This window comes from Gallaecimonas mangrovi, from assembly GCF_003367375.1.
Classification (GTDB): domain Bacteria; phylum Pseudomonadota; class Gammaproteobacteria; order Enterobacterales; family Gallaecimonadaceae; genus Gallaecimonas; species Gallaecimonas mangrovi.
Window position 1 is genome coordinate 572085 of record NZ_CP031416.1, and the last position, 24842, is coordinate 596926.

At 52.7% G+C, this 24842-nt stretch carries 24 protein-coding genes; 20 read left to right on the plus strand and 4 right to left on the minus strand.

Annotated elements, in window-relative coordinates:
- Position 1 precedes the first annotated feature (1 nt).
- The 11 genes from DW350_RS02705 to DW350_RS02755 all read left to right on the plus strand — a co-directional run bounded on the left by DW350_RS02705 (position 2) and on the right by DW350_RS02755 (position 11141).
- Complete coding sequence (locus DW350_RS02705; protein ID WP_115717376.1) at positions 2–1327, plus strand: N-acetylmuramoyl-L-alanine amidase; 1326 nt, start codon at positions 2–4, stop codon at positions 1325–1327.
- Positions 1327–3036 (plus strand): DNA mismatch repair endonuclease MutL, encoded by a 1710-nt coding sequence (mutL, locus tag DW350_RS02710; protein WP_115717377.1) that lies wholly within the window; start codon positions 1327–1329, stop codon positions 3034–3036. Before DW350_RS02705 ends, mutL begins: the two co-directional genes overlap by 1 nt.
- On the plus strand, positions 3033–3956 hold the full coding sequence (miaA, locus tag DW350_RS02715; protein ID WP_115717378.1) for a tRNA (adenosine(37)-N6)-dimethylallyltransferase MiaA: 924 nt from the start codon (positions 3033–3035) through the stop codon (positions 3954–3956). The genes mutL and miaA overlap by 4 nt, the downstream gene beginning before the upstream one ends.
- Positions 3957–4032: 76 nt before the next feature.
- Positions 4033–4290 carry an RNA chaperone Hfq gene (hfq, locus tag DW350_RS02720; RefSeq protein WP_115717379.1) on the plus strand — a complete coding sequence of 86 codons (258 nt, stop codon included), beginning with the start codon at positions 4033–4035 and terminating at the stop codon, positions 4288–4290.
- A gap of 20 nt (positions 4291–4310) precedes the next feature.
- Complete coding sequence (hflX, locus tag DW350_RS02725) at positions 4311–5618, plus strand: ribosome rescue GTPase HflX (RefSeq protein ID WP_115717380.1); 1308 nt, start codon at positions 4311–4313, stop codon at positions 5616–5618.
- A gap of 25 nt (positions 5619–5643) precedes the next feature.
- On the plus strand, positions 5644–6804 hold the full coding sequence (hflK, locus tag DW350_RS02730) for an FtsH protease activity modulator HflK (protein ID WP_115717381.1): 1161 nt from the start codon (positions 5644–5646) through the stop codon (positions 6802–6804).
- 3 nt (positions 6805–6807) lie between these two features.
- On the plus strand, positions 6808–7692 hold the full coding sequence (hflC, locus tag DW350_RS02735) for a protease modulator HflC (RefSeq protein ID WP_115717382.1): 885 nt from the start codon (positions 6808–6810) through the stop codon (positions 7690–7692).
- A 40-nt stretch (positions 7693–7732) separates the two neighbouring features.
- The gene (locus DW350_RS02740; RefSeq protein ID WP_115717383.1) at positions 7733–8893 is read left to right on the plus strand and encodes an aminotransferase class V-fold PLP-dependent enzyme; all 1161 of its coding nucleotides are present in this window, start codon (positions 7733–7735) and stop codon (positions 8891–8893) included.
- Positions 8890–9075 carry a DUF2065 domain-containing protein gene (locus DW350_RS02745; RefSeq protein ID WP_115717384.1) on the plus strand — a complete coding sequence of 62 codons (186 nt, stop codon included), beginning with the start codon at positions 8890–8892 and terminating at the stop codon, positions 9073–9075. Before DW350_RS02740 ends, DW350_RS02745 begins: the two co-directional genes overlap by 4 nt.
- Before the next feature lie 63 nt (positions 9076–9138).
- On the plus strand, positions 9139–10434 hold the full coding sequence (locus tag DW350_RS02750) for an adenylosuccinate synthase (protein ID WP_115717385.1): 1296 nt from the start codon (positions 9139–9141) through the stop codon (positions 10432–10434).
- Between the two features lie 95 nt (positions 10435–10529).
- Positions 10530–11141: a tetratricopeptide repeat protein gene (locus DW350_RS02755; RefSeq protein WP_152032925.1), complete on the plus strand. Its 612-nt coding sequence runs from the start codon at positions 10530–10532 to the stop codon at positions 11139–11141.
- Here DW350_RS02755 and DW350_RS02760 read toward each other — a convergent pair.
- Positions 11132–12913, minus strand: a complete 1782-nt coding sequence (locus DW350_RS02760) for a sulfatase-like hydrolase/transferase (protein WP_192954786.1) — start codon at positions 12911–12913, stop codon at positions 11132–11134. The genes DW350_RS02755 and DW350_RS02760 overlap by 10 nt on opposite strands.
- A gap of 142 nt (positions 12914–13055) precedes the next feature.
- Between DW350_RS02760 and rnr the strand changes: the two genes are divergently transcribed.
- Both rnr and rlmB read left to right on the plus strand, forming a co-directional pair.
- Entirely contained in the window at positions 13056–15407 is a 2352-nt protein-coding gene (gene rnr / locus DW350_RS02765) for a ribonuclease R (RefSeq protein WP_115720537.1), read from the plus strand.
- Between the two features lie 9 nt (positions 15408–15416).
- Positions 15417–16157, plus strand: a complete 741-nt coding sequence (gene rlmB / locus DW350_RS02770; protein ID WP_115717388.1) for a 23S rRNA (guanosine(2251)-2'-O)-methyltransferase RlmB — start codon at positions 15417–15419, stop codon at positions 16155–16157.
- Here the strand turns inward: rlmB and DW350_RS02775 are convergent.
- Positions 16145–16879, minus strand: coding sequence for a DUF481 domain-containing protein (locus DW350_RS02775; RefSeq protein WP_192954787.1), 735 nt, complete (start codon positions 16877–16879; stop codon positions 16145–16147). The genes rlmB and DW350_RS02775 overlap by 13 nt on opposite strands.
- Positions 16880–17074: 195 nt before the next feature.
- On the opposite strand from DW350_RS02775, the gene rpsF reads away from it, so the two are divergent.
- The 4 genes from rpsF to rplI are packed head-to-tail and all read left to right on the plus strand — an operon-like array spanning position 17075 to position 18518.
- Positions 17075–17476 carry a 30S ribosomal protein S6 gene (rpsF, locus tag DW350_RS02780; protein ID WP_115717390.1) on the plus strand — a complete coding sequence of 134 codons (402 nt, stop codon included), beginning with the start codon at positions 17075–17077 and terminating at the stop codon, positions 17474–17476.
- Between the two features lie 5 nt (positions 17477–17481).
- On the plus strand, positions 17482–17790 hold the full coding sequence (gene priB / locus DW350_RS02785) for a primosomal replication protein N (RefSeq protein ID WP_226911374.1): 309 nt from the start codon (positions 17482–17484) through the stop codon (positions 17788–17790).
- Positions 17791–17802: 12 nt separating this feature from the next.
- The gene (gene rpsR, locus DW350_RS02790; protein WP_008486569.1) at positions 17803–18030 is read left to right on the plus strand and encodes a 30S ribosomal protein S18; all 228 of its coding nucleotides are present in this window, start codon (positions 17803–17805) and stop codon (positions 18028–18030) included.
- 35 nt (positions 18031–18065) lie between these two features.
- A complete protein-coding gene (gene rplI, locus DW350_RS02795) occupies positions 18066–18518 on the plus strand; it encodes a 50S ribosomal protein L9 (protein WP_115717391.1) in 453 nt (150 codons plus the stop codon).
- Between the two features lie 44 nt (positions 18519–18562).
- Here rplI and DW350_RS02800 read toward each other — a convergent pair whose 3' ends face one another.
- Together DW350_RS02800 and mutH are read right to left on the minus strand one after the other, a co-directional pair.
- Positions 18563–19561: an NAD(P)/FAD-dependent oxidoreductase gene (locus DW350_RS02800; RefSeq protein WP_115717392.1), complete on the minus strand. Its 999-nt coding sequence runs from the start codon at positions 19559–19561 to the stop codon at positions 18563–18565.
- A gap of 306 nt (positions 19562–19867) precedes the next feature.
- Complete coding sequence (gene mutH, locus DW350_RS02805; protein ID WP_115717393.1) at positions 19868–20557, minus strand: DNA mismatch repair endonuclease MutH; 690 nt, start codon at positions 20555–20557, stop codon at positions 19868–19870.
- 639 nt (positions 20558–21196) lie between these two features.
- Here mutH and rppH point away from each other — a divergent pair.
- The 3 genes from rppH to DW350_RS02820 are packed head-to-tail and all read left to right on the plus strand — an operon-like array spanning position 21197 to position 24840.
- The gene (gene rppH / locus DW350_RS02810; protein WP_115717394.1) at positions 21197–21697 is read left to right on the plus strand and encodes an RNA pyrophosphohydrolase; all 501 of its coding nucleotides are present in this window, start codon (positions 21197–21199) and stop codon (positions 21695–21697) included.
- Between the two features lie 57 nt (positions 21698–21754).
- On the plus strand, positions 21755–24004 hold the full coding sequence (ptsP, locus tag DW350_RS02815) for a phosphoenolpyruvate--protein phosphotransferase (protein WP_192954788.1): 2250 nt from the start codon (positions 21755–21757) through the stop codon (positions 24002–24004).
- Between the two features lie 38 nt (positions 24005–24042).
- Complete coding sequence (locus DW350_RS02820) at positions 24043–24840, plus strand: sulfite exporter TauE/SafE family protein (RefSeq protein ID WP_192954789.1); 798 nt, start codon at positions 24043–24045, stop codon at positions 24838–24840.
- Positions 24841–24842 lie beyond the last annotated feature (2 nt).

Genomic DNA, 24842 nt, shown 5'->3' on the forward strand with positions numbered 1-24842 from the left:
TATGAAGCGTTGGCTACCTGGCTTTCTACTGTGGATTGTTTGTCTGCCGCTGTGGGCGAACAGCCTAGACGAAGTACGCATTTGGCCCACCGAGGCTAAAACCCGGGTAGTGTTGGATGTGGGCACTAAGCCCGAATATTCCTATTTTTCCCTCAAAAACCCTGACCGTTTGGTTATCGACTTACGCAGTACCCAGCTCAAGATGAAGCTGCCGCTGCGGGTGGGCGATTCACGGTTACTGACCAAGGTCCGTACCTCCACGCCAAAACAAAAAGGCGAATTGCGCCTGGTTTTGGAGCTGACCCACAGCGCCAAGGTGACTCTTTTTACGCTTGGGCCAAGTGACGGTAACGGTGACCGCTTGGTGATTGACCTGACCGGCAATGGCCAAGTTCACTCTGCGGCTGTGGCACCTGCGCCCAAGCCCCAAGCGATAACGCCCCCCGCCCGCGGGCGCGACATCATTATTGCCATTGACCCCGGCCACGGTGGCCACGACCCAGGCTCCATTGGCCGAGGCCATGTCTATGAGAAAAACATCACCCTCGCCATCGCCAAAAAGTTGCGGGTAGATTTAGACCGAATTCCCGGTATTAAAGCGGTAATGACCCGCAGTAGCGATCACTATATTGGCGTGGTAGAGCGCGCGGATATTGCCCGTAAGAAAAAGGCCGACATGCTGGTGTCTATTCATGCCGACTCTATTGGCGGTTCCACCAGCCCCCGTGGCGCCTCGGTGTGGGTGCTTAATACCAATAGAGCTAACCGGGTGATAAACAAATGGGTGGATGAGAAAGATCGCCACTCTGAGCTATTAGGTGGCGCCGCGGAAGTGATTGAAGACACCAAGCAAGAGCAGTATCTCGCCCAGGCGTTACTAGATATGTCTATGGACCACAGCCGCTCGGTGGGCCAAGACATTGGCTCGTTAATGCTAAAGGAGCTGTCGAAGGTCACCAGGCTGCATAAAAACAGCCCGCAGCCGAAAAGCCTTGGGGTACTCACCGCACCTGACATTCCGTCGGTGCTTGTTGAAACCGGTTTTTTGTCTAACCCTTCTGATGAAAAGCTCCTCAATAGCAGTTATCACCAGGGCCGTATTGCCAATGCTTTAGCCAAGGCCTTGAAAGAATACTTCAGCGCCTCGCCGCCCCCCGGCACCCTTTTTGCCCAGCAAGATAACCGGGTGCATGTGGTGAAAAGTGGTGACTCGCTCTCGGCACTGGCTGCGCGCTACAATACCTCGGTGGCGGCTATCAAGGCGGCTAATGGTTTGCATTCCAATACCCTGTTGATTGGCCAAAAACTGACAATACCTTCAAGCTGATGCCCATTCGTATTTTGCCAGCGCGGCTGGCTAACCAAATTGCTGCCGGTGAAGTGGTCGAAAGACCGGCTTCGGTGGTCAAGGAACTGGTTGAAAACAGTATTGATGCCGGTGCCTCGCGCATTGAAATTGATATTGATAAAGGCGGCCAGCGGTTAATTCGGGTGCGTGACAACGGCTCTGGCATCCCCAAAGACGAATTAACCTTGGCGCTTAGCCGGCATGCAACCTCGAAAATTGCCACCTTGGACGACCTTGAAGCCATCTTTTCCCTGGGCTTTCGCGGTGAAGCGCTGGCGTCGGTGTCTTCTGTTTCAAGGCTAACCTTAACTTCCCGCACCATGGATGCCAGCGAAGCTTGGGCCGCCCAGGCCGAAGGCCGGGAGATGGAAGTAACGGTTACGCCAGCCGCACACCCGGTGGGCACCACCGTTGAAGTGCATGACCTGTTTTTTAACACCCCGGCGCGGCGTAAATTCTTACGGGCGGAAAAAACCGAATTTGCCCATATTGATGAGCTGGTACGGCGTATTGCCCTGAGCAAAATGGATGTTGGCTTGGTGCTTCGCCATAACGGCAAGGTGATGCGCCAGTATCCGGCGGCCAATGCCGAGCAGGCACTGCAACGGCTGGCGGTGGTTTGTGGCCAGGAGTTTGGCCGCCACTGCTTGGCCATTGATAACCAGCACCAGCAGCTGAGGTTATGGGGCTGGATAAGCGAGCAGCCGCGCAATCATCCCGATTTGCAGTATTGCTACGTCAATGGCCGGATGATGCGTGACAAGCTGATTAACCATGCCGTTAAAGAAGCCTATGGGCCACTGCTGGGTGAAGGCCAACACGGCGCCTATGTGCTGTTCGTGGAACTGCCGGCCAATGCTGTTGATGTCAACGTGCACCCAGCAAAACATGAGGTGCGCTTTCATGACGCACGCCTGGTGCACGACTTTATCGGTAAAGCGCTGAGCGATGCCTTAGCGCAGGTAGTTGCTGATGCCGCGGTGGCATTTTCGGGCGCAGGTGTTGGTGAAGAACGGCTGCCTGATGCCCACAGCGGTGAATCACATTTCGCTGGCCGGGCGACGGGCCGGCAAGGCTATCAAGCATCAGCACCGGCAAGTCGCCAGCAAGTCAGCGAAGCCTTAGATGCCTTTGCGCGCTGGCAGGCACCGGTTCGTCCAGCGCCCGTGCCGGAAGCCGCCGTTAGCATTAGCCAGGGCGATACGCCTATTCACTTAGAGCGCGGGCGCTGGCTTATTTTGTCGCAAAAAGCGCAGTTAATGGCTGCTGACTTGTTGCCCATTGGTGCGCAAAAGGCCGCCGATTTGGTGCAAAAAGGCGCCGCCTCACAGCCGTTGTTGCTGCCGGTCAATATTCCCGTTGATGAGGCCCTTATCGACAGCGCTCAGCAGCATCAAGCGCAGCTTGAACAATGGGGCATCGCCCTGCAACAGCCGGGCAAAGGGCGCTTGATGGTCAAAGCCGTGCCTGAACCCTTGCGGGAACTTGATGTCAGTCACTGGCTATTGCCGCTGCTGGCGGCAATGGACAATGCGCCTTTAAAGGCGTTAAGTGACGCTTTGGCACAATTGCCCCGCAAGTATCGGTGGCAAGAGGCCATGGCGCTATGGCAAGGGTTGGATCATCGTCAGCAGCAGGACGCCTTGGTGCCGCTTGATTTGCATTCGCTGTTGAAGGACAAAGTATGACCCTACCGGTTGTGATGTTGATGGGCCCGACGGCATCGGGCAAAACCGCATTGGCGATGGGGCTCTATGACCGTCTTCCCTGTGAGCTTATTAGCGTCGACTCCGCCTTAATTTATAAAGGCATGGATATCGGCACCGCTAAACCCAGCCAACAAGAGCAAGCCCGCTACCCGCACCACTTGGTCGATATCATTGACCCGGCAGAAAGTTATTCCGCTGCCGACTTTGTCGACGACGTACAGCCGCTCATTGAAAACACTCTGTCACAAGGCAAAATGCCGGTGTTGGTGGGTGGTACCATGCTGTACTTCAAGGCGTTGCTGGAAGGGCTGTCGCCACTGCCGAAGGCTGACCCTGCGGTGCGGGCGCAAATAGAACAAGAGGCCCAAGAACGGGGATGGACGGCAATGCATGCCGAGCTTGCTCGTATTGACCCCTGTGCTGCCGAGCGAATTCACGTTAACGACCCGCAGCGTCTTGGACGCGCCTTGGAAGTCTACCGGCTCAGTGGCCAGAGCCTGACTCAGTTACAGTCTCAGTCCGGAACCCCGTTCACATATCCGACAGTTCAGGTGGCTATTATGCCCAATGAGCGTTCTATATTAAGAGAACGGATCCGTATACGTTTCAATCAGATGATGGCCGAAGGCTTGCTCGATGAAGTAAAAGCACTGCATCAAAGGTCCGACTTGCACCCAGATTTACCCTCGGTTCGATGCGTCGGATACCGGCAACTCTGGGCGTACCTTGATGGGCAATGTAGTCTGGATGAAGCTGTAGAAAAAGCGATTATTGCAACGGGGCAACTGGCCAAAAGACAAAGTACGTGGCTAAATGGCTGGAAGTGGCCGCTTCTTCGGTTGGAAACCGGCCATTCGCATAATTTGGACACGCTGCTTTGTGAACTAGATCCCCAATGAATGATGGTTCATACTAGGGGACAGCGCGGTCTAATCGTTTGAAATAACTACCCTAATCACAACAAGGAATTTCAACATGGCTAAGGGGCAATCTTTACAGGATCCTTTCCTGAACGCATTACGCAAGGAACGCGTACCAGTGTCTATTTATCTGGTTAATGGCATTAAATTGCAGGGACAAATTGAATCTTTCGACCAGTTCGTAGTGTTGCTGAAAAACACTGTGAGCCAAATGGTTTATAAACACGCCATCTCTACTGTGGTGCCCGCACGTCCCGTGTCCATGCATCAATATACCACTACCGGTACGCCTAGCAGTGATGAGAGCGCCTGATCCTAAGAGGTTAGAAAAGCTTGTTTGACCGTTACGAAGGAGGCGAACAGGCTGTCCTTGTTCATGTGGACTTTTCCGCTGAGTCTGACCGGGAAGACCTGGATGAGCTGAAAATGCTCGTAGACTCAGCGGGTGTTACCACCCTGGCTGTACTCACTACCCGCCGCAGTGCTCCCCATCCGAAATTTTATATTGGTACCGGTAAGGCCGAAGAAGTGGCTGAAGCGGTGCGCATGCTTGGCGCCGAGGTAGTGATCTTCAACCATGCCCTGAGCCCGGCTCAGGAGCGGAACCTGGAACAATTATTCCAGTGCCGCGTTTTGGACAGAACCACGCTTATCCTAGATATTTTTGCCCAGCGAGCCCGAACCCACGAAGGTAAGTTGCAAGTTGAGCTGGCCCAGCTCAAGCATTTATCAACCCGTTTGGTACGGGGCTGGACGCACCTGGAGCGACAAAAAGGCGGTATTGGCCTGCGCGGCCCGGGTGAAACGCAGTTGGAAACCGACCGCCGCTTGCTGCGCGACAGGATCAACCATATTGAAAAACGCTTGGAAAAAGTGGCCAAGCAGCGCGAGCAGGGCCGGCGTGCCCGTAGCCGCCGTGAAGTGCCAACGATATCCTTGGTGGGCTACACCAACGCCGGTAAATCGACGTTGTTTAACGCCCTGACTAGCGCCGAGGTTTATGCCGCTGACCAACTTTTTGCCACCTTGGACCCAACCCTTCGCAAGATACAGCTAGCCGATGTAGGGCCGGCGATATTAGCCGATACGGTCGGTTTTATTCGCCACTTGCCCCACGATTTGGTCGCTGCCTTCAAGGCCACCTTGGAAGAAACCCGCGAAGCCAGTTTATTGTTACATGTGGTGGATGCAGCCGATGAGCGCGCCAGCGATAATATCCAACAAGTTAATGAAGTCTTGGCGGAAATTGACGCAGGTGACGTGCCGGTGCTGATGGTCTACAACAAGCTGGATAAACTGGATGACGTGGCACCGCGTATAGACCGCAGTGATGACGGTACGCCGGTTGCGGTTTGGGTTTCAGCGCAACAAGGCCTGGGTTTGGAACTGCTTTTCAAAGCACTGTCTGAACGCATGGCCGACGAAACCTTTATTGGCACCCTTAATTTGCCACCCGTGGAAGGTAAACTACGCGCAGAGTTGTTCTCCATGCAGGCTGTCGTCAAGGAAGAGATCGACGAGATGGGGCATTGGCAACTTTGGGTTCGCATGCCGCAGATGGATTGGCATCGACTGGATAAGCAGAATCAAGGGTCTTTGCAGCGCTTTATCGTCTCAGATGCTACTGATAAAGTGCACTAGTAACGAAAATTGATGGGAGAAGACAATGGCTTGGAATGAGCCGGGCAATAACAAAGACAAGGACCCATGGGGCGGCAAAAAGCCCCGTGGTAACGACCAGGGTCCGCCCGACTTCGATGAGCTGATGAAAAAGCTCGGGTCCAGAATGGGGGGTGTGTTTGGCGGTAATAACCGTGGCAGCAGCTTCTCCTGGGGTGCCATCGTTGTGGTGTTGGTCATCGCTTTGCTGGTGTGGGGAATTTCGGGTTTCTACACCATCAAGAATGCTGAGCAAGGTGTGATACTGCACCTGGGCCAATACAAAGAAACGGTGTCGTCCGGCTTACATTGGAAGCCTACCTTTATCGACAAGGTTTACGCTGTTGATACCCGTACCGTCAGGTCTATTCCCGCCTCCGGTTTCATGCTGACCAAAGATGAAAACGTGGTCAGGGTGCAAATTGAGGTGCAATACAAGATTGTTGACCCCAAGGCCTTCTTGTTTAACGTCACCAACGCCGTTGATTCGCTGAGCCAGGCGACCGATGCATCCCTGCGTTACGTGGTGGGTCATACCACCATGGATGACATCATCACCACCGGCCGTGAGCAAGTGCGCCGCGATACCTGGGATCTCATCAACAAAACTATTGCTCAGTATCATCTTGGTATTCAAATTGAAGACGTGAACTTCTTGCCTGCCCGTGCGCCGGATGAAGTCAAAGCGGCCTTTGATGATGCCATTGCCGCCAAAGAAGACGAGCAGCGTTACATTCGCGAAGCTGAAGCCTATGCCAGCGAAGTGGAGCCCATTGCCCGCGGTAAGGCAACGCGGATCACCCAAGAAGCTGACGCCTACAAACAGCAAGTGGTATTAAAGGCGCAAGGTGAAGTGGCCCGCTTTGATAAGTTGCTGCCCGAATACGAGGCGCACCCGAAAGTGACCCGTGAACGCCTGTACCTAGACACCATGGAACAAGTTCTGGGCAACAGCTCGAAAGTGTTGGTAGACGGTAATGCTGGCAACATGATGTATCTGCCCATCGATAAGTTGATGGACAAACAGCCTTCGCAAAAATCCAATACCGACCATTTAGATGAGCTGTACCAGTTACAGCGTAACCAGGCGCCAAGTTCGAACTCGAACTCATCCAGTTCCGACCCGCGCGCTGTTAACCGTAACGCTGGCCGCACAGGGAGAAACTAAGCCATGAAAAAGCTGCTGTTTATTGTTGTTGTGCTGGTGGTGTTGCTGGGTTACTCCTCAATGTTTGTGGTCTCTGAAGGCCAGCGCGCTTTGGTGCTGCGCTTTCAGCGGGTTAATACCGATGCCAGCGGGCAGGCGGTGGTGTACAAGCCAGGCCTGCACTTTAAAGCCCCCTTTATTGACTCGGTGCGGCGTTTAGACGCCCGTATTCAAAGCTGGGAAGGCGAACAGGACCGCTTTGTCACTTCCGAGAAAAAAGACCTGATTGTTGATTCCTATGTGAAGTGGAAAATCCAGGATTTCGGTAAGTTCTATGACTCCACCAACCGCGGGAGCATGATCAACGCCGAGACCTTGTTGAAAAACAAAATCAACAACGGCCTGCGTAGCGAGTTTGGTACCCGTACCATTACCGACATTGTTTCTGGCGAACGCTCCGAAGTAATGGCCGATGCCCTCAAACAGGTTAAAGAAAGTGCCAAGGAGCTGGGAATTGATGTGATTGATGTGCGGGTTAAACAAATTAACCTGCCCACCGAGATCTCCAATTCCATCTTTGACCGCATGCGTGCTGAGCGTAATGCGGTAGCGAAGAAACACCGCTCAGAAGGTAAGGAAAAGGCCGAAGAAATTCGCGCCGACGTGGATGCTAAGGTAACAGTATTGCTGGCCGATGCTGAACGTAAGTCGCGTACTATTCGCGGCGAAGGTGATGCTACCGCCGCCCAGATCTATGCCAAAGCCTACGACAAAGATCCGGAGTTCTTTGCCTTTATCCGCAGCCTTGAAGCTTACAAGAAGAGCTTTACCGGCAAAAATGACGTGCTGGTGCTCAAGCCAGACAGCGACTTCTTCCGCTACATGAAGAGTCCAGATAAAAGCAAATAAGTAAAAAGCCCGGTTCGCCGGGCTTTTTAATGGGGGAGTTATGCTCAAGCAGCATTACCAGCACTTTTTAAGCCACCACCAAGGCAAGCTACACATGGCTTGCCACAGTCACCACTTCTGGCCGGATGTCACCCGCGAAGCGCAACTGGCTTATTGGGATGACAGCGCCCGCCTGGCGGATGAAAAGTGGGCCTTTTTCTTTGCCGAAAAAGTACCGGCGCTGCAGCGCCATATCGCGCGGCTGTTATCGCTACCGGACCCAAAGCAGCTGGCTTTCGCGGCCAATACCCATGAATTTGTGATGCGGCTATTTTCCTGTTTGCCCCGTGGGAAAAAAGCCCGTGTACTCACCACCGATAGCGAGTTTCATTCTTTCACTCGCCAAAGCCAGCGCTTAGCCGAAGCCGGCGACATCGAACTGGTCAAAGTGCCCACCCAACCTTTTGCCAGCTTTGAGCAGCGCTTTATAGAGCAAGCAGCTAAGGGCGGCTGGGACATGGTGTTCTTCAGCCAGGTGTTTTTTAACTCGGCGGTTGCCGTCAACGATCTTGCCGCCATGGTGAATGCCGTTCCCGACCCGGACTGCATTATTGCCATTGACGGCTACCATGGCTTTTGCGCCTTACCGACCGACTTAAGCCGGCTTGCCGGCCGCGTTTTTTACCTGGCAGGTGGCTACAAATATGCGCAAGGCGGGGAGGGCTGCTGTTTCATGGCCGTTCCTCCTGCTTGCCAGCTGGCCCCGCGTTTTACCGGCTGGTATGCCGAATTTGGCGCCTTGGCTCAAAGCCGAGGCCAACAAACGGTTTATGCCGACAACGGCATGCGCTTTGCCGGTGCCACCTTTGATTTTTCGGCGTTGTATCGATTACTGGCGGTGTTTGACTGGTGGCAACGCGACGGCATCGAAGTGGCCGCTGTCCATGCCCATATTCAAATGCTACAGCAGGCTTTTTTAAAGCAGCTGGCTATTATCGACAGCCCGCAACTCAACAGCCAGCAGCTGCTGGCCAATGACCTGACCCATCATGGCCACTTTTTAACCTTTGCACTGGCAGATGCGGCCACGACGTCTCGGGTTGCCGATTTCTTACGCACTCAAGGTTTGCTAACCGATCACCGAGACAATCGCTTGCGTTTTGGTTTTGCCCCATACCACGAATTGGCCGATATCAACCTTAAGGTCTTGAGCGATATATGATGACTTTTCTTCAGCTATTGGCGCTGTGGTTGGTCCTTGAAGGGCTTGGCCCAGCCCTGATGCCAAAAAAATGGCAACAGTTAATGGCCGAACTTTCTCAGCAAAAATCCTCTTTAATCAGGCAAATAGGCGTAGTTATGCTGGTGCTGGGTGGCCTTTTGGCATGGATGGTTAAACATTAGGCCTTAATTCCAGCGGGGGTTTTTTGGTAGAATCTGTTTTTAAGCAACGTTCCTAGAGAGACAATGGGCAAAAATGTTGTGGTCCTCGGCACCCAATGGGGTGACGAAGGCAAAGGCAAGGTAGTCGACCTTTTAACCGACAAAGCCGCTTATGTGGTCCGTTATCAAGGCGGCCATAATGCGGGGCACACCCTGGTCATCAACGGCGAAAAAACCGTTTTGCACCTGATTCCCTCCGGTATTCTTCGTGAAGACGTGCAATGTCTGATTGGTAACGGCGTAGTGCTGGCACCGGATGCATTGATGCACGAAATCGCCATGCTGGAAGAAAAAGGTGTGCCGGTTAAAGAGCGTCTTAAGATCTCCGAGGCCTGCCCACTCATTCTGAAATACCATGTCGCCATTGACCAAGCGCGTGAAAAGGCCCGTGGCGCTAAAGCCATCGGTACTACTGGCCGTGGTATTGGTCCTGCTTATGAAGATAAGGTTGCTCGCCGTGCACTGCGCGTGGGTGACCTGTTCCACCCTGAGCGTTTCGCCGAGAAGCTCAAAGAGGTGCTGGATCATCATAACTTCATGCTGACCGAGTACTACAAAGTAGAACCGGTTTCCTTCGAAGAAACCCTCGAAGAAGCCAAAGCGGTTGCTGAATACCTCAAAGACATGACCGTGGATGTCACCGACTTGCTGGATAAAGCCCGCAAGGCCGGCGAGCCTATTATGTTCGAAGGTGCTCAAGGTACCTTGCTGGACGTAGACCACGGTACTTATCCGTACGTGACGTCTTCCAACACCACCGCTGGCGGTGTTGCTACCGGTTCCGGTTTTGGCCCCTGCCACCTGGACTACGTACTGGGTATCGTAAAAGCGTACACCACCCGTGTTGGCGGTGGCCCTTTCCCTACCGAGCTTGATTGCGAGATCGGTTATCACCTGGGAACTGTGGGTAAAGAGTTTGGTGCCACTACCGGCCGTAAGCGCCGTACCGGCTGGTTTGACGCTGTGGTTATGCGCCGCGCTGTGCAAATTAACTCAATTACCGGTTTCTGTTTGACCAAACTGGACGTACTGGACGGTTTGGAAACAGTGAAAATTTGTACTGCCTACAAACTGCCTAACGGTAACGTGGTTGAAGTTTCGCCACTGGCTGCCGAAGAGTTTGAAGGTATTGAGCTGGTATACGAAGAACTGCCAGGTTGGAGCGAAAGCACCGTTGGCGTGACGACCCTTGAGGGTTTGCCAGCCAATGCGCGTGCCTACGTGAAGCGCATTGAAGAGCTAACCGGTGTGCCCATCGACATTATCAGCACCGGCCCTGACCGCATGGAAACCATGGTACTGCGCCATCCTTTTGCATAAGGACGCACCGCTATGGCAAAGGCCACCTTCGGGTGGCCTTTTTTGTTAAAGCAAAACGCCAAATTGCCGATAGACTAGTGAGAGTGGAGGTATCTATGCTTGCCCGCAGTCTGATTTTTCTTATGGCAATATCAACCACCGCGGTTGCGGAGGACCTAAAGCCCGTTCAGGTTTATGGCCAGGACGAGCTATTGGAGCTTATTGCTGCTAACACCCACTTACGCCGGGTTCGCAAAGACGACTGCCAGTTGGTGCAAGATATTCAGGCGCGCGCTGAAATCGCTAAAATTCCTTCCTATCAGTATTTATGGGGCGACATGTTGGCCTATGGCGTCTGTGTGCCAACCAACGTGAGCTTAGGCATTGGCTTTATGGAAAAAGCCGCCGACCAAGGATTACCGGAAGCGCTAGAGCAGTTGGGGCGTTACTACGCTACTGGCAAATGGGTACAAGTGGACATGGACCGAGCCATGCGCTTTTTAAGAATGGCGGTGCGGGAACATAACCTGAGGGCAGTATTACGTTTTGCCGACCTGAGCATGAAAGGTTATGGCACGCCGGAAGATAAAGAACTGGCGCTTAGGGAACTGAAAAACGCCATCATCACTGACCACCATCAATGGCGCCAAGCCCGTAACTTGGTTGCCAGACTGGAGCGGCAAGTGCCGCCCACAGTACTGGCCAGTATTTCCAACGATCAGTGGTAGAAACGCCCCATCATGCTGAGGGCCTTTTTAATGGCGGCGGCCGGTGGCTGCGTGTCTAAATGATGTAAGTTATTGTCCATCACTTCGGTTTGCCCGGTCGGGTAGGTCACAACCAATTCATTCGGGCTCTTCAAGGCGTAGTTGTAATAACTGCCGACCAAAAGCCACTTACGTGGGCTAGGGTCGGATAACAGCTTGCCGACACTGTAGTCTTTGAGTGGCGTTTTCACCCCAAACAGGTTTGTTGCCAGGGTTGGTGTCAGGTCAAAATGACTGGTCCGATAATGCACCTCGCCGCCTTCTTTACCCGGCCAGTGGATCACCAACGGCACCTTGGTTTGGGTGTCTGAATAGTTAGAACCATGGCCCCAATAGTTCATGTGGTGCTCATTAAATTCCTCACCATGGTCGGCGCTGATAATAATGATGGTGTTATCCAACAAGTGATGCTGCTTCATATAGCCCAGCAGCTGACCAATTAGCTGGTCTGAATAGCGCACTGCAGTGCGGTAGCGGTCAAAATAAGGCTTAGGATTGAAGCTGTTGCTGAGCTTGATGTGGTCAACTCTGTCCCAGTACGGATTCACTTTTTTGTCGAAGTTATCCGGAAAGTCATAAGCATGAACCCCGTCGAAGAACAAGAAGCCAAAGAAGGGCTTCGCTTTATCTCTGTTATCTAAAAACTGTTCAAACTGGTTGACGGCTTTGTGGTCTCGTTTCCAGCGGCGGTCAATACCGGCTTCAGAGTGGATCGGACGGATCCCGGAAAACACGGTTTTATCAAAGGCGGGGCTACGCAGCGTTGCAGAGCCATAAACGCCAAATTGATAGCCAGCATTTTTAAACAGGTTCATCAGTACCGGTGGTTTCTGGCTTTCATCGAAAGCGGCCCAGTAGGTGGCTGGCAAGCTGTAAAAGAGCGAGAAGATCCCGGCTTGTGTCGAATTGCCACCGCTGAAATGGTCAAAGTAACGGGTGGTATCCGGCGTTTTGGAAAAGGCTTCAACGTTCGGTGTATCTGACGGCGTAAGCTCATCAGCGCGCCAGGTATCAACCAGCAAATACAACACATTCATTTTTGGCTGCTTTGCCGCTTGCACTGGGGTCAGTGGATAATGTAGCGCGCCCTTTTCTTTGACATTCAAAGCATCGGATGTCGGATGCGCCACGGCCCAACCGTGCCTTGCCATAAAGCGTTTTGCCGTCATGGGCTGATAAATTGGCAAGTTACGGGTCAAAATGGTGATGTGATCCATACCTCTGGCGTCAGCAATGGCATGCCAAACTTCACCGCTTAAGAAAGCGATAATAATTAGGCTCCATACTGGCCACTGTTTCCACTGACGCAGACTTAGCCGCCAAAGTGCCGTAAACAACAGCAGTGACAGCAGCATAGCCCCTGCACTGACCAGCCAGGTGAACCAAGAGAATTCAATCACCTCACCAGGCTGGCTTAAAAATAACTGAAACACAAAGGGGCTAAGATGAAAGCGGTACTGCTCGAAAACCTCGAGATCCACCCACAATAAGGCCCCGGTAATTGCCGCAACCGGCACCATTAGCCAGCCTGAAAACCGCCTTAGGGCGAAGGTGAAAGGCCAGCTTAGCAAGGTGTAAATGCCCGCAATCACGCCGTACCAGCCAACAATGGCCAACAGCAAATAGCTGAAGGTTGAGGCGGTCAGCTTGGGCATAAAGTCGGTAAATTGCCAAAGTAGAATTGCCAACGGCAATAGGGCCATTAGCCAAAATCGGCCGACCCTAGACATCATATGCATGTCGTCAAACCCATAAGGGAAAAAAGCGGCCTATATTGTGCATTTTGTTCACGCCTTGCCCAAGCAATTGTTAGAAACACTATGTTACTGGCGGTGCAAGGGTATAATGGTTGCAAACTCAGCAAGTGAGCACGCCATGCGCGACCCAATCACGGACCCTTTTGCCGACAGAGAAGCAGAACGCTACGACAATCCCATCCCCAGCCGAGAAGCCATCATCGAAGAAATGCGTGCTTTGGGTAAGCCCCAAAGTCTGCGCGCCATGATCAAGCATTTACAGTTAGATGATGAAGATCAGCAGGAAGGACTGCGCCGGCGGTTAAGGGCGATGGAGCGCGATGGTCAGTTGGTGTTCACTCGCCAAAAAGCCTATGCCCTTACCGAGCGTATGGATCTGATCAAAGGCCGGGTGCAAGGCCACCCCGACGGTTTTGGCTTCGTTAAAGTGGAAGACGGCCAAGACCTCTACTTGTCTCCCACCGAAATGTATAAAGCCTTTAATGGCGATTTGGTGCTGGCTCAAGCCATTAAAACCGACCGCCGCGGTCGCCTGGAAGGGCGCATTGTACGGGTACTGGAAGCGCGCTCTGCGCAACTGGTTGGCCGCTATTTTCGCGATGACGGCATCGGTTTTGTGGTGCCAGATGACAGACGTATTGCTCAGGATATTTTAATCCCTGACGAAGCCAGAGGCGGTGCCCGGGCCGGGCAAGTGGTGGTGCTGGAATTAACCCAGCGGCCCAGCATGCGCTTTAGCCCTGTGGGTAAAATTGTTGAAATTCTCGGTGAGCATATGGCACCGGGTATGGAAATCGAAATTGCCCTTCGTAGCCACGACTTGCCGCACAGTTGGTCGGACGAAGTTAACGCCGAAATCGCCGGTTTAACGGAAGAAGTCAAAGAAGAAGATAAAACCGGCCGGGTTGACCTTCGTGAGCTGCCATTGGTTACCATCGACGGTGAAGATGCCCGCGACTTTGACGATGCTGTTTACTGTGAAGCGAAAAAGTCGGGTGGTTGGCGGCTGTGGGTTGCTATCGCCGATGTCTCCCACTACGTGCGTTTGGGTACCAGTCTTGACCAAGAAGCCTACAACAGAGGCAACTCGGTGTATTTCCCTTCCCAGGTGATCCCGATGTTGCCGGAAGTGCTGTCTAACGGCTTGTGTTCCTTGAACCCAGAAGTTGACCGCCTTTGTATGGTTTGTGAAATGACCATTTCCGATAAAGGCAACCTTTCCGGTTACAAGTTCTACCCGGCGGTAATGCATTCCAAAGCGCGGCTGACTTACAACAAGGTGCAGGCGATGCTTGATGGCGACAACGCCCTTCGAGAGCAGTATCAGTATGTACTGCCACATGTCGAAGAATTGCATAACCTCTTTACGGCGTTAAAGGGCGCGCGTCATGAGCGCGGTGCCATTGAGTTTGAAACCCAAGAAACCAAATTCTTGTTCAATGCCGAACGCAAGATTGAAAAAGTGGTGCCGCTGCATCGGGTAACGGCGCACATGATCATCGAAGAATGCATGATTTTGGCTAACGTTGCGGCAGCCAAATTTGTGCACAAGAATAAGGTGCCTTGCCTGTATCGGGTGCATGATTTGCCCGACGAAGAAAAAATTTCCAGTTTCCACCAGTTCCTTAATGGCTTGGGGCTGAGCATGGGTGGTGGTTTGGAGCCAGAGCCAAAAGATTTTACTCAGCTGTTGTCCAAACTTGAAGGCCGGCCGGACGCTGAGCTTATTCAAACCATGTTGCTGCGCTCAATGAAACAAGCGGTTTATGAGTCTGATTGCCGCGGCCACTTCGGTTTGGCGCTATCGGCTTATGCCCATTTCACATCTCCCATTCGTCGCTACCCTGATTTGATTTTGCACCGTGCTATCAAAGCGGTATTGGCGCGCCAGGCCCAAGAAAGTGTGACCGATAAGGGCGGCTTCATTTACACCGAAGAAAAAATGGATGCCATGGGCGAACATTGCTCCATGACCGAGCGCCGCGCTGATGACGCCACCCGCGAAGTGGATGATTGGCTCAAGTGCGAATACATGCAGGATCATGTGGGCGACATCTTCGGCGGTGTGATATCGTCCGCGACCTCTTTTGGCCTGTTCGTACGCCTTAACGATCTGTTGATTGAAGGTTTGCTGCATGTCACTAGCCTGGAAAATGACTACTACCATTTCGATGCCGTGCAACAGGCTTTAGTCGGCGAACGCGCTGGTAAGCGTTATCGCTTAGGCGACAGTATCGAAGTGCGGGTAGCGGCCGTGAACCTGGATTCACGTAAAATCGACCTGGTTTTAGCCACCGAAGAGCGTGGTAAAAAGCCGTCGGTTCGCGATGGCCTCAAAAAAGGCAAAATCGTTAAAAAGGGCGGCAAAAAAGACGCCGCTAAAACCCTGGCCGAAGGCTTTGCCAAAAAGAAGTCAAACAAGAAACCCCGGCCACCTAAAGGTGGCAGCAAACCCCGTAACAAGAAGTAAAGAGGCAACATGAGTCAGGATTGGATTTTCGGGATCCATGCCGTTGAAGGCGCGATCGAACGTCAACCGGAGAGTCTGATCAAACTCTGGGTGGCCCGGGAGCGCCATGACCAGCGCCTGGCCGAGGTGCTGGCAAATGCTGAAGCGATGGGGTTAGCCATTGAATGGGTAGCGAAGAAAACCCTGGACGAAAAGTCCAAGGGCGCTGTTCATCAAGGGGTTATGGCGCAAATTAAGGCGGCGAAGGCACTTAATGAAAATAAACTGGCCGAGCTTTTGGAGCAGGCCAGTCAGCCGTTGCTGCTGGTGCTTGACGGTGTTACTGACCCGCATAACCTTGGCGCTTGCCTGCGTACCGCTGATGCCGCCGGTGTCGCGGCGGTGATTGTGCCGAAAAATAACTCGGCTTCACTGAACGCGACGGTGCGAAAAGTGGCCTGCGGCGCTGCCGAAACCGTGCCTTTGGTGGAAGTGACTAACTTGGCGCGCACCCTTCGCAGCTTAAAAGAGCAAGGTATTTGGGTGGTGGGCACGGCTGGCGAAACCGATAAAACCCTATTTGGCACCAAACTGACGGGCCCTATGGCCTTGGTGATGGGGGCTGAAGGCAAGGGGCTTCGCCGCCTTACCCGCGAGCATTGTGATGAGCTGATTGCCATTCCGATGGCAGGCCTAGTGTCTAGCCTGAATGTGTCTGTGGCCACCGGTGTTTGCTTGTTTGAAATCGTCCGCCAGCGTCAGAACGTATAAAGCAAGTTCAGGGTGGAGTGGGTATCGAAGTTGGTTTTATCGGTATCCACCACCGCTGAATAGCGATAATAAAAGCCCAGTTTCAACGCCAAATCATCCCATAACTGGTTGGTCAGTGATGTATCAAACACCGCCGTGGTGTTCTGCAAACCGGTTTCCAGTTCCAACCCCGCATTAAAACGCGTTCGCTCATGGATGCGGCGCTCGTATTTTAGAGCGGTACGAATAATGGGTTCGTTAATTTCACTGGTATCACTGTCATCCGGCGGTGTTTGTAGCCGGTAACCAGGGCCCATTTCAAAGCTCAGTGAGGTAAAACGGCGGCTAATGAGATTGGTACCGTAACCGGATGACAAGGTGGTTTCTGAACGGTACGAGCCGAAGCGGTCAAAGATCTGGGTACCCCGCATAAACAGGTAATGGTCAGACCACATCTTTAAGTTTGACTGTAACTGCAGTTGGTATTCTTCGGCGCTGGTGACATTGCTATCTTCAGCGTAGTTGGAGCTGAATACCACTTCTTGGTGCGTTTTATCGGTATCCATCGCCACTTTCAAGCGAGTGTTATAGGCCTCGGTGTTGGTGTTGCCGTTGTAATAGGAAAGCCCTACTTCTGCTTCTGAGGCAAAGCGATACTCGGTTTTCGATTTGCCGTAATAAGGCGGCACCAAGGCCCAAGCCTGGCTGGTTAGCAGTAATGTTAAGCACACCAAAAAACGCATTTTATTATTATTCCCCTTCGCCTGGCGTCCTTTCTGCATCGCCACCCCGATAGATTATAAAAATCTGTCTTGTATGGAAATGCTCAATTCTGTAAAATCTGCGCCCTTATGTCAGCCGTTCACTATTTCTCCTTGCCTCCCCACCGGTCTGCGGCTGAGCCGGGTTGTGAGGCTACTAACCCGTAAGGAGCAATCATGCGTCATTACGAAATCGTGATCATGGTTCACCCTGATCAAAGCGAGCAGGTTCCGGGCATGATCGAGCGTTACACTGGCGCCGTTAAAAACGGTGGTGGTGAAGTGACTCGCCTGGAAGACTGGGGCCGTCGCCAACTGGCTTACCCAATCAACAAGCTGCACAAAGCTCACTACGTTCTGCTGAACGTTGAAACTACTCAAGAAGTGGTTGACGAGCTGGAAAGCACTTTCCGCTTCAACGACGCTATTTTGCGTCACGCTATCATGCGCACTAAGCACGCTGTTACCGAAGCTTCTCCTATGGCTAAAGCCAAGGATGAGCGTCGTGAGCGCCGTGATGACCGCGACGATCGCGAAGAGAGCAACACTGAAGCTTCTGCTGAGGCCAGTGCCGAGTAAGGCAAGTGCAACGTAACTGGGTGCAAATTGACGGGCATGTTGCTAAAGCGCCAAGGCGCAGCAAAAGTCCGGCAGGGATCAACCACTGTCAGTTTTGGCTGGACCATGTGTCCACACAAACTGAGGCCAATATGGCCAGGCAAGCAAGGGCGTATATCGCTGTTGTGGCCAGCGGTGATGAGTTGAACCAACAAACACAGTTATTACAGATGGGGTCTGCAGTCACCGTAACCGGTTTTCTGGTTACCCAAACCGGCCGAGACGGCCTGGCAAAAATGATACTGCACGCCCAGCACATCGAATTGTTGAATTAGGAGATAAGCCCCATGGCCCGTTTCTTCCGTCGTCGCAAGTTCTGCCGTTTCACTGCAGAAGGCGTCACTGAAATCGATTACAAAGACATCGCAACTCTGAAGAACTACATCACCGAGAGCGGCAAGATCGTACCTAGCCGTATCACCGGTACCAGCGCCAAGTATCAGCGTCAGCTGGCCCGCGCCATCAAACGCGCTCGCTACCTGGCTCTGCTGCCTTACACCGACCTGCACAAGTAAGGTCCGTCCTGGGATAGAGTTGAGAGGAATCGTCAATGAACGTCATTCTGTTGGACAAGATCGCTAACCTGGGCAGCCTGGGTGATCAAGTCAAAGTTAAATCTGGTTACGCTCGTAACTTCCTGATCCCGCAGGGTAAAGCTGTAATGGCTACCCGCGATAACGTTGCTCATTTCGAAGCGCGTCGCGCTGAACTGGAAGCCAAATTGGCTGAAGTTCTGGCTGCTGCCGAAGCTCGTGCTGAGCAAGTTCAGGCTCTGGAAGGTGTTGAAGTCGCTGCTAAAGCGGGTGATGAAGGCAAACTGTTCGGTTCTATCGGTACTCGCGATATCGCCGACGCCATCAGCGCCAAAGGCGTAGCTGTTGCTAAGTCCGAAGTTAAACTGCCTGAAGGTGCCCTGCGCAACCTGGGCGAGTACGACATCGAACTGCAACTGCACAGCGATGTTTTCGCCACTGTGAAAGTGACCGTTGTAGCCGAAGCCTAAGGGCTGACCGTTACTAATAAAAAGCCGCCTTTGGGCGGCTTTTTTTATGGCTTGGGATTCATGTCCCATCGCAGCGCGCCGAGCATGCGTTCGGCTAACTCTTGGCCCGCAAGCCAGGCGCCTTCAACTCTGGCACCATGGCTCCAGTCGCCAGCGCAGCCTAAACAAAGGGATTCGTCAAAGCCGCTACTGCCATCAAGATGGCCCCGAGCAAAACGCCAGCGCCGGGCAATGCTGTGGTCTGCAGGTACCGGGGGCAGGTCTAACATCGCAAAGAACTGTTCAGTGACCAGCTGGGTAATTTCACCTGGCTCCAAATCGATATGCCGACTGCTCCAGTCGCTGGTGGCATGAATGACCCAGCGCTGGGTATCGGCAAGGCGGCCGGGTTTGCACGAGTCTTGCGCCATCCATTCGATGCAGTCGTTATCTACAAAGGCGGCATTCACTTCTGTCGCCAGAGGCTCGGAAAACAGTAAACCGACCGACCAGGTTGGCTGCATGCGCACCTTGCGTGCCAGCATGCTGAGCCTTGGGCTGGCACTAATCAGCGGCACCGCTTGCGGCGCCGGCACCGTTACCAATAAGCCATCAAAGGGACCAAAGGCTTCCCCTTCAATATTTTCTAGCCACCATTGTTCATCACGGTGATGACAGCCACAGATGGACTGTTCAAGACGCACATCTAAGTTGGCGACCAAAAAGTTGGTAATGGCGCTCATTTGCGGTGTGCCGACATAGCGCTGGACAACGTCCTGTGCATGTAAGCGCTGGCTGCTAGAAAGGTGGTACGGCGATACCGCCCATTCAGCGGCAATGCCTTGCGCTATCCAGTTACCGAGTTCATCGATAAAGCGAGGGTGGCGCGCAGTAAAATACTGAGCGCCCATATCAACGCAACCCCACTGGCTATGACGGCTACTCATTCGTCCGCCAGTAACGGCACGTTTTTCGAAAATAGTCGGGGTTAGTCCATGTCCCTGTAAGATCCGGGCGGCAGTGATGCCACTTAACCCGGCGCCGATGATGGCGATACTCTTCATATCAACCTCTTTGACTGCCTGGGTGCTTTTTTAACCAGCATAAACCTCTTTGGTCAGGCTGTCAGGGGATCAATGTCAAGACTGTGCTCAAGCACAATATCGGAGCGCAGATACGCAAAGCGACAACAGGGCTAAAAAGTAGGAAAACAATAGCGACCCCAAAAAAACCATGGGCTAACCAAACATGGCTGTGATGAACGGGCCACCAAGCAAAAACAATTAATGAAAGTAGCCCGAGACGAACGCCGGTAGGTAAGGCCATAAGTCGCTCCTTTGTTATTGATAATTATTATCAATAAAGAGCCGCTACGCCAAGTCAAATCTGTCGCGAAGTAGTTGGCGGGTAAAACTGCTACGTAAATAGAAACCTTTGGGTTGCACCGCGACTTTGTCACCGTCTTCGTTGATTGCCATCACTTTTACGGTGCCGTTAGCAGCCTTTGGCCGCAGCTGTAAGTGTTGGCCCTTATAGGCGCTGATTTCGTTGAACCTGCCCAGCGCCAGCAGTTCTACCAACTCTTCCCAATCTTTTTGCAAAGCTTGTTCTTGCGCTATTGATGGCCGCCATAAAAAAGGTGTTGCGATCACGCGATCGGCTGGTGGCAACTGGCGTTCCGCCAAAATGGGGATCCACAATACGCAGGCCAGTTTGTGACGAACATGGCTGCTTTCCCAGGTGACGCCTTGCCAGCCCTCTGCGGGGGCGACGGCAACAAAGGTGCTCTCTAGCGGCTTGCCATTACGGTCGATTGGCAACGTTTTCAGTTCGACACCCAAAGCCGGGAAGTCGGGCTCGGGTTTGGAGCCCGCCTGCGCGCCTAATAAGGTTTCTAGCAGCATACCCATCCAGCCTTTTTCTTTACGCAAATGGCTTGGAATGCCAATGCCGGCAAGAGTGCCCAGCTCACCGAGGTTATAACCGGCAAGGGCGTTGGCTCTTTCCATTAACTGTTCAAGGCTGGCCGGGGCCGTTTGTTGGGGGGACGGTGTCTTCATGGTGGCATTCTAACGGTAAAGTGCGGTGGTGGGTGTATGAATCTTGTCCAGCTGCTTTAAGTTGGGTTATGCACAGTAACTGATGTTTGTTAGTTACTGATCTTTAAGATCTTATCAGTATCGGAAAAGCGTAATTTAATAACTGTCCCAATGGTTTTGAACAAGTATCCACATTCTCATGCACAAAAAACTGGGATAACTGTGATTTTCTGCTGTTTTTATAGAAGTGATGTGTAAAAACTCGGCTTGTTCTGTGGATTACTTTGCTTTGATTAACTTCTGGCCAAAGAAATATGTCCACAGCCCGATCGCACAACGATCAGATCCCAAGGGACTGTCAATGCTTCATCTTAACTGACGAAAATAAATAAACTTTCAAAAAAACAATATTATGTGCTTCACTGAAGGCATCAAGATGTGGTGTTGAAGCGGTGGTTAAAATCAACGCAGAGGATAGCCACCAGTTTATACACAGCATTTTCCACAACTGATGTGCATGGATTTATTGGTAGTGTTGTGGATAACTTTGCCAGATTGACAAAGTTGTCCAAAGGTTTGAGCTAGGGCCGCTAATTCCTTTTGCTGGGCAACCCTATCTATGGAACAATCCAAGCAAGAACGCATATTTTTGAGGCTGACATGATCGATAACGACGGTTTCCGTCCAAATGTCGGCATAGTGATTTGCAATCAGCAGGGCCAGGTATTGTGGGCCCGTCGTCGAGGCCAACATTCTTGGCAGTTTCCCCAAGGGGGCATCAACGACGGCGAGTCAGCAGAACAAGCCATGTACCGCGAGCTCTGGGAAGAAGTTGGGTTAAAACGCAAAGACGTAAAAGTGTTGGCGGTATCCCGCCATTGGCTAAGATACCGTTTACCCAAGCGGATGGTGCGTAAGGAACAAGCACCGGTTTGTATAGGCCAGAAGCAGAAATGGTTCCTGCTGCAACTCACCTCGGCCGAATCGACAGTGAATTTGGGGGCCACAGGCCACCCGGAATTTGATGACTGGCGCTGGGTTAGCTATTGGTATCCTGTACGGCAGGTGGTGTCGTTTAAACGAGACGTCTATCGCCGTGTTATGAAGGAATTTGTCACACAAGCTATGCCTTTTGGTCGCTTTGACAAAAGAAGGGCCTGACCCTGGCGTAAGGATGCCATTTTCTGCGCCGCAGTGATGACTTTGGGGGAGTCTGCAATGCTGACGCAGTTACAACGGATAGTGCAGCAGGTTAATAGCGCTGCATCTCTTGACCAAGCCGTGTCCTGGCTGGTTAACGCTATCTGTGAGCTGATGAATACCGAGGTGTGCTCGATTTACCTGGCCGACGCCGACGCTGGCCAGTTGCAATTATTGGCCACCCAAGGCCTTACCTTACCTTCCGGCACCATTTGTACCCTTTCTTATCAAGAAGGCTTGGTTGGCTTGGTGGCGTCTCGCGAAGAGCCCATCAACCTTGCCGACGCGCAAAATCACCCGGCTTTTAAATTAATTGAAGCGTTGAACGAAGAGCTGTTTCAGTCCTTCCTTGGGGTGCCCATTATTTATCGGCGCCGGGTCTTGGGGGTGCTGACTGTTCAGCAGCGTGATGCTCGCGTTTTTGATTCTGAAGAAGAAGCCTGCTTGGTCACGCTGGCGAATCAGCTCGCGCCAGCCCTTGCCAATGTGGAAGAGCGTACCCGTTTATTAAGAGCGCAAACCGGTTGGAAACGCTCTGCTACCGGCTTGGCTGGGTCTCCTGGCATTGGTATGGGCTCGTGCCTGGTGCGCATTCCTTTGATGACCTTCGACGACCTGCCGCAGGTTACGCAGGTGGATATCGACAGTGAACTTGCCCGCTTTGAACGGGCCGTGGCCACCACCCAAACATCGCTGCGTGCCTTGGGCGAAAGGCTTGATTTGCCTAGCCAGACACAAGGCATTTTTGAACTCTATGTACAGCTGTTATCACCGGCCAGTTTGGGCGACCCGGTAAGAGCACAAATTAGAAATGGCCAGAGTGCCGAATGGGCACTGAAAGCCATTGTCGAGGAGACTGTTGATAAGTTCTCGGCCATGGAAGATGCCTATCTAAAGGAGCGTGCTGCCGACCTTAAAGACGTGGGGTTGCGTCTTCTGCAGGTGCTTTCTGTCGGGCAACTCAATAAACAGATACCTGACGACGACGTGGTGCTGGTAGCCGATGAAGTGACCGCCACCATGATTGCAGAAGTGCCCCGAGAGAGGCTAAAAGGCATTGTATCGCGGCGCGGTTCGGGGCATTCCCATGCCGCTATTTTGGCAAGAGCCTTAGGTATACCGGCCGTGCTTGGGGTGTCGTCATTGCCATTAACCGCGCTGCCAGGGCGGCGCTTTATTCTCGATGGCTACACTGGCCGCTGCTATATCGACCCAGAGCCTGGGCTTGAGCGCGAATACCGCCGCTTGATTCAAGAAGAAGCCAACATCTCCAAAGACGTATTGACCAGTGCCAAAGGTCCTGCGGTCAGTGAAGATGGCGAAAGGGTGATGGTGTATATCAATGCTGGCCTTTCTGCTGATACCGATGTTGCGGCCGGGCAGGGGGCTGACGGGGTTGGCCTTTACCGCACCGAAGTGCCTTTTATGTTGGCCAATCGCTTCCCTGGTGAAGAAGAGCAATTTCGGCTTTACGCGCATGTGTTGTCCCGTTATCCGGGGTTACCGGTAACACTGCGCACCTTGGATGTTGGCGGTGATAAACCGCTGCCATACCTGCCCATTGAAGAAGAAAACCCCTTTCTTGGTTGGCGTGGTATTCGTATTACCCTGGATCAGCCAGACATTTTCCTTATCCAGCTAAAAGCCATGCTGCGGGCGCACCAGCACCATGGCAATTTACAAATATTGCTGCCGATGATTTCGTCCGTTGCCGAAGTGGATGAAGCGCTACGGCTAATGAAGCAAGCCCATTTCGAGCTTTGTGATGCGCTAGGCGAATTTCCGCTGCCCAAGGTTGGGGTGATGGTGGAAGTGCCCGCGGCGCTTTATTTGCTGCCCGCGTTAGCTGAAAGGGTGCAGTTTATTTCTGTTGGCAGCAATGACCTTACCCAATATCTGTTGGCCGTTGACCGCAATAATCCGCGGGTGGCAGAGCTTTTTAAACCTTTCCATCCCGCAGTTGTGCAAGCGCTTGCGCAAATTCAGCAGCAATGCCTGGCACTGGGTTTACCGGTATCGGTTTGTGGGGAGATGGCAGGGGAACCTATGGGCTTTACCCTGCTTTTAGCCCTGGGTTATCGGCATCTATCGATGAATGCCAGCCAAGTGGCAAGAGCTAAGCATTTGCTGAAAAAACTCAGTATGAGTGACTTGGTTGCCCTGAAACCGAAACTGCTGGCGTGTCTGGATACCGATGAGTTGAGTTGGCAGCTGCGCGAGCCACTTAGCAAGGCGGGCTTTGGGCATTGGTTAAGGGCCGGTCGCTAGGGTACTATGAGGCTCCTTTTTTCCGCCCGGGGTATGTAGTGTTACTCATCATCGGAGTTTGCCTGGTACTGGGAGCCATTGCTGGTGTGCTGTCAGGACTACTGGGCATCGGCGGCGGCTTGGTTATTGTGCCTGCGTTAGCGTTGTTGCTCCCCAAAGTGGGTATCAGCCACCTGTTGGTGATGCCAATGGCTTTAGCCACTTCCCTTGCCACCATTTGTGTCACTGGCAGCTCGTCGGTGATGGCGCATCAGCGTCGTGGCTCTGTGCCTTGGCAGCAGGCACGCTGGCTGATCGCCGGCATGATTGTTGGCGGTCTGTTGGGCGCACAAATTGCCTCGCTAGTCGAAGGTATTTGGTTAAAGCGCTTATTTGCCATTTTTTTGTTTTTCTCTGCCTGGCGAATGCTGTCACGCCGCCGCGAGGCCGAGGTCAGCGACCAGTTAAAGCTTTCCAACCCAACGTTGGGTGGGATTAACATTGGCGTTGGTATGCTCTCGTCCATGCTGGGTATCGGTGGCGGTACCTTGCTGGTGCCACTGCTGACATTTGCAGGCATGGCCATGAAACAAGCGGTGGCAGCGGCTGCAACTTGCACCCTAGCCGTGGCTGTTTCTGGCACATTGTCTTATGCCATCAGTGGTATGCATCAGCATCATTTACCTGCCGGTAGCTTGGGATTTCTCTATCTGCCTGCCTTATTGGCCCTATTACCAGGGGCATTTTTTATGGCACCTGTTGGTGTTCGCCTTTTGCATAAGGTTTCTGCTCAGAAAGTCAGGTACGGCTTTGCCGTGCTGATGGTGCTGGTGGGCCTGGAGATGCTTTTAGACTAGGA

What these genes read in the sequence shown, in the direction of transcription:
- DW350_RS02705 (WP_115717376.1), top strand. Translation starts at nt 2, where the DNA reads ATGAAGCGTTGGCTACCTGGCTTTCTACTGTGGATTGTTTGTCTGCCG.
- mutL (WP_115717377.1), top strand. Translation starts at nt 1,327, where the DNA reads ATGCCCATTCGTATTTTGCCAGCGCGGCTGGCTAACCAAATTGCTGCC.
- miaA (WP_115717378.1), top strand. Translation starts at nt 3,033, where the DNA reads ATGACCCTACCGGTTGTGATGTTGATGGGCCCGACGGCATCGGGCAAA.
- hfq (WP_115717379.1), top strand. Translation starts at nt 4,033, where the DNA reads ATGGCTAAGGGGCAATCTTTACAGGATCCTTTCCTGAACGCATTACGC.
- hflK (WP_115717381.1), top strand. Translation starts at nt 5,644, where the DNA reads ATGGCTTGGAATGAGCCGGGCAATAACAAAGACAAGGACCCATGGGGC.
- hflC (WP_115717382.1), top strand. Translation starts at nt 6,808, where the DNA reads ATGAAAAAGCTGCTGTTTATTGTTGTTGTGCTGGTGGTGTTGCTGGGT.
- DW350_RS02740 (WP_115717383.1), top strand. Translation starts at nt 7,733, where the DNA reads ATGCTCAAGCAGCATTACCAGCACTTTTTAAGCCACCACCAAGGCAAG.
- DW350_RS02745 (WP_115717384.1), top strand. Translation starts at nt 8,890, where the DNA reads ATGATGACTTTTCTTCAGCTATTGGCGCTGTGGTTGGTCCTTGAAGGG.
- DW350_RS02750 (WP_115717385.1), top strand. Translation starts at nt 9,139, where the DNA reads ATGGGCAAAAATGTTGTGGTCCTCGGCACCCAATGGGGTGACGAAGGC.
- DW350_RS02755 (WP_152032925.1), top strand. Translation starts at nt 10,530, where the DNA reads ATGCTTGCCCGCAGTCTGATTTTTCTTATGGCAATATCAACCACCGCG.
- DW350_RS02760 (WP_192954786.1), bottom strand. Translation starts at nt 12,913, where the DNA reads ATGATGTCTAGGGTCGGCCGATTTTGGCTAATGGCCCTATTGCCGTTG.
- rnr (WP_115720537.1), top strand. Translation starts at nt 13,056, where the DNA reads ATGCGCGACCCAATCACGGACCCTTTTGCCGACAGAGAAGCAGAACGC.
- rlmB (WP_115717388.1), top strand. Translation starts at nt 15,417, where the DNA reads ATGAGTCAGGATTGGATTTTCGGGATCCATGCCGTTGAAGGCGCGATC.
- DW350_RS02775 (WP_192954787.1), bottom strand. Translation starts at nt 16,879, where the DNA reads ATGCGTTTTTTGGTGTGCTTAACATTACTGCTAACCAGCCAGGCTTGG.
- rpsF (WP_115717390.1), top strand. Translation starts at nt 17,075, where the DNA reads ATGCGTCATTACGAAATCGTGATCATGGTTCACCCTGATCAAAGCGAG.
- rpsR (WP_008486569.1), top strand. Translation starts at nt 17,803, where the DNA reads ATGGCCCGTTTCTTCCGTCGTCGCAAGTTCTGCCGTTTCACTGCAGAA.
- rplI (WP_115717391.1), top strand. Translation starts at nt 18,066, where the DNA reads ATGAACGTCATTCTGTTGGACAAGATCGCTAACCTGGGCAGCCTGGGT.
- DW350_RS02800 (WP_115717392.1), bottom strand. Translation starts at nt 19,561, where the DNA reads ATGAAGAGTATCGCCATCATCGGCGCCGGGTTAAGTGGCATCACTGCC.
- mutH (WP_115717393.1), bottom strand. Translation starts at nt 20,557, where the DNA reads ATGAAGACACCGTCCCCCCAACAAACGGCCCCGGCCAGCCTTGAACAG.
- rppH (WP_115717394.1), top strand. Translation starts at nt 21,197, where the DNA reads ATGATCGATAACGACGGTTTCCGTCCAAATGTCGGCATAGTGATTTGC.
- ptsP (WP_192954788.1), top strand. Translation starts at nt 21,755, where the DNA reads ATGCTGACGCAGTTACAACGGATAGTGCAGCAGGTTAATAGCGCTGCA.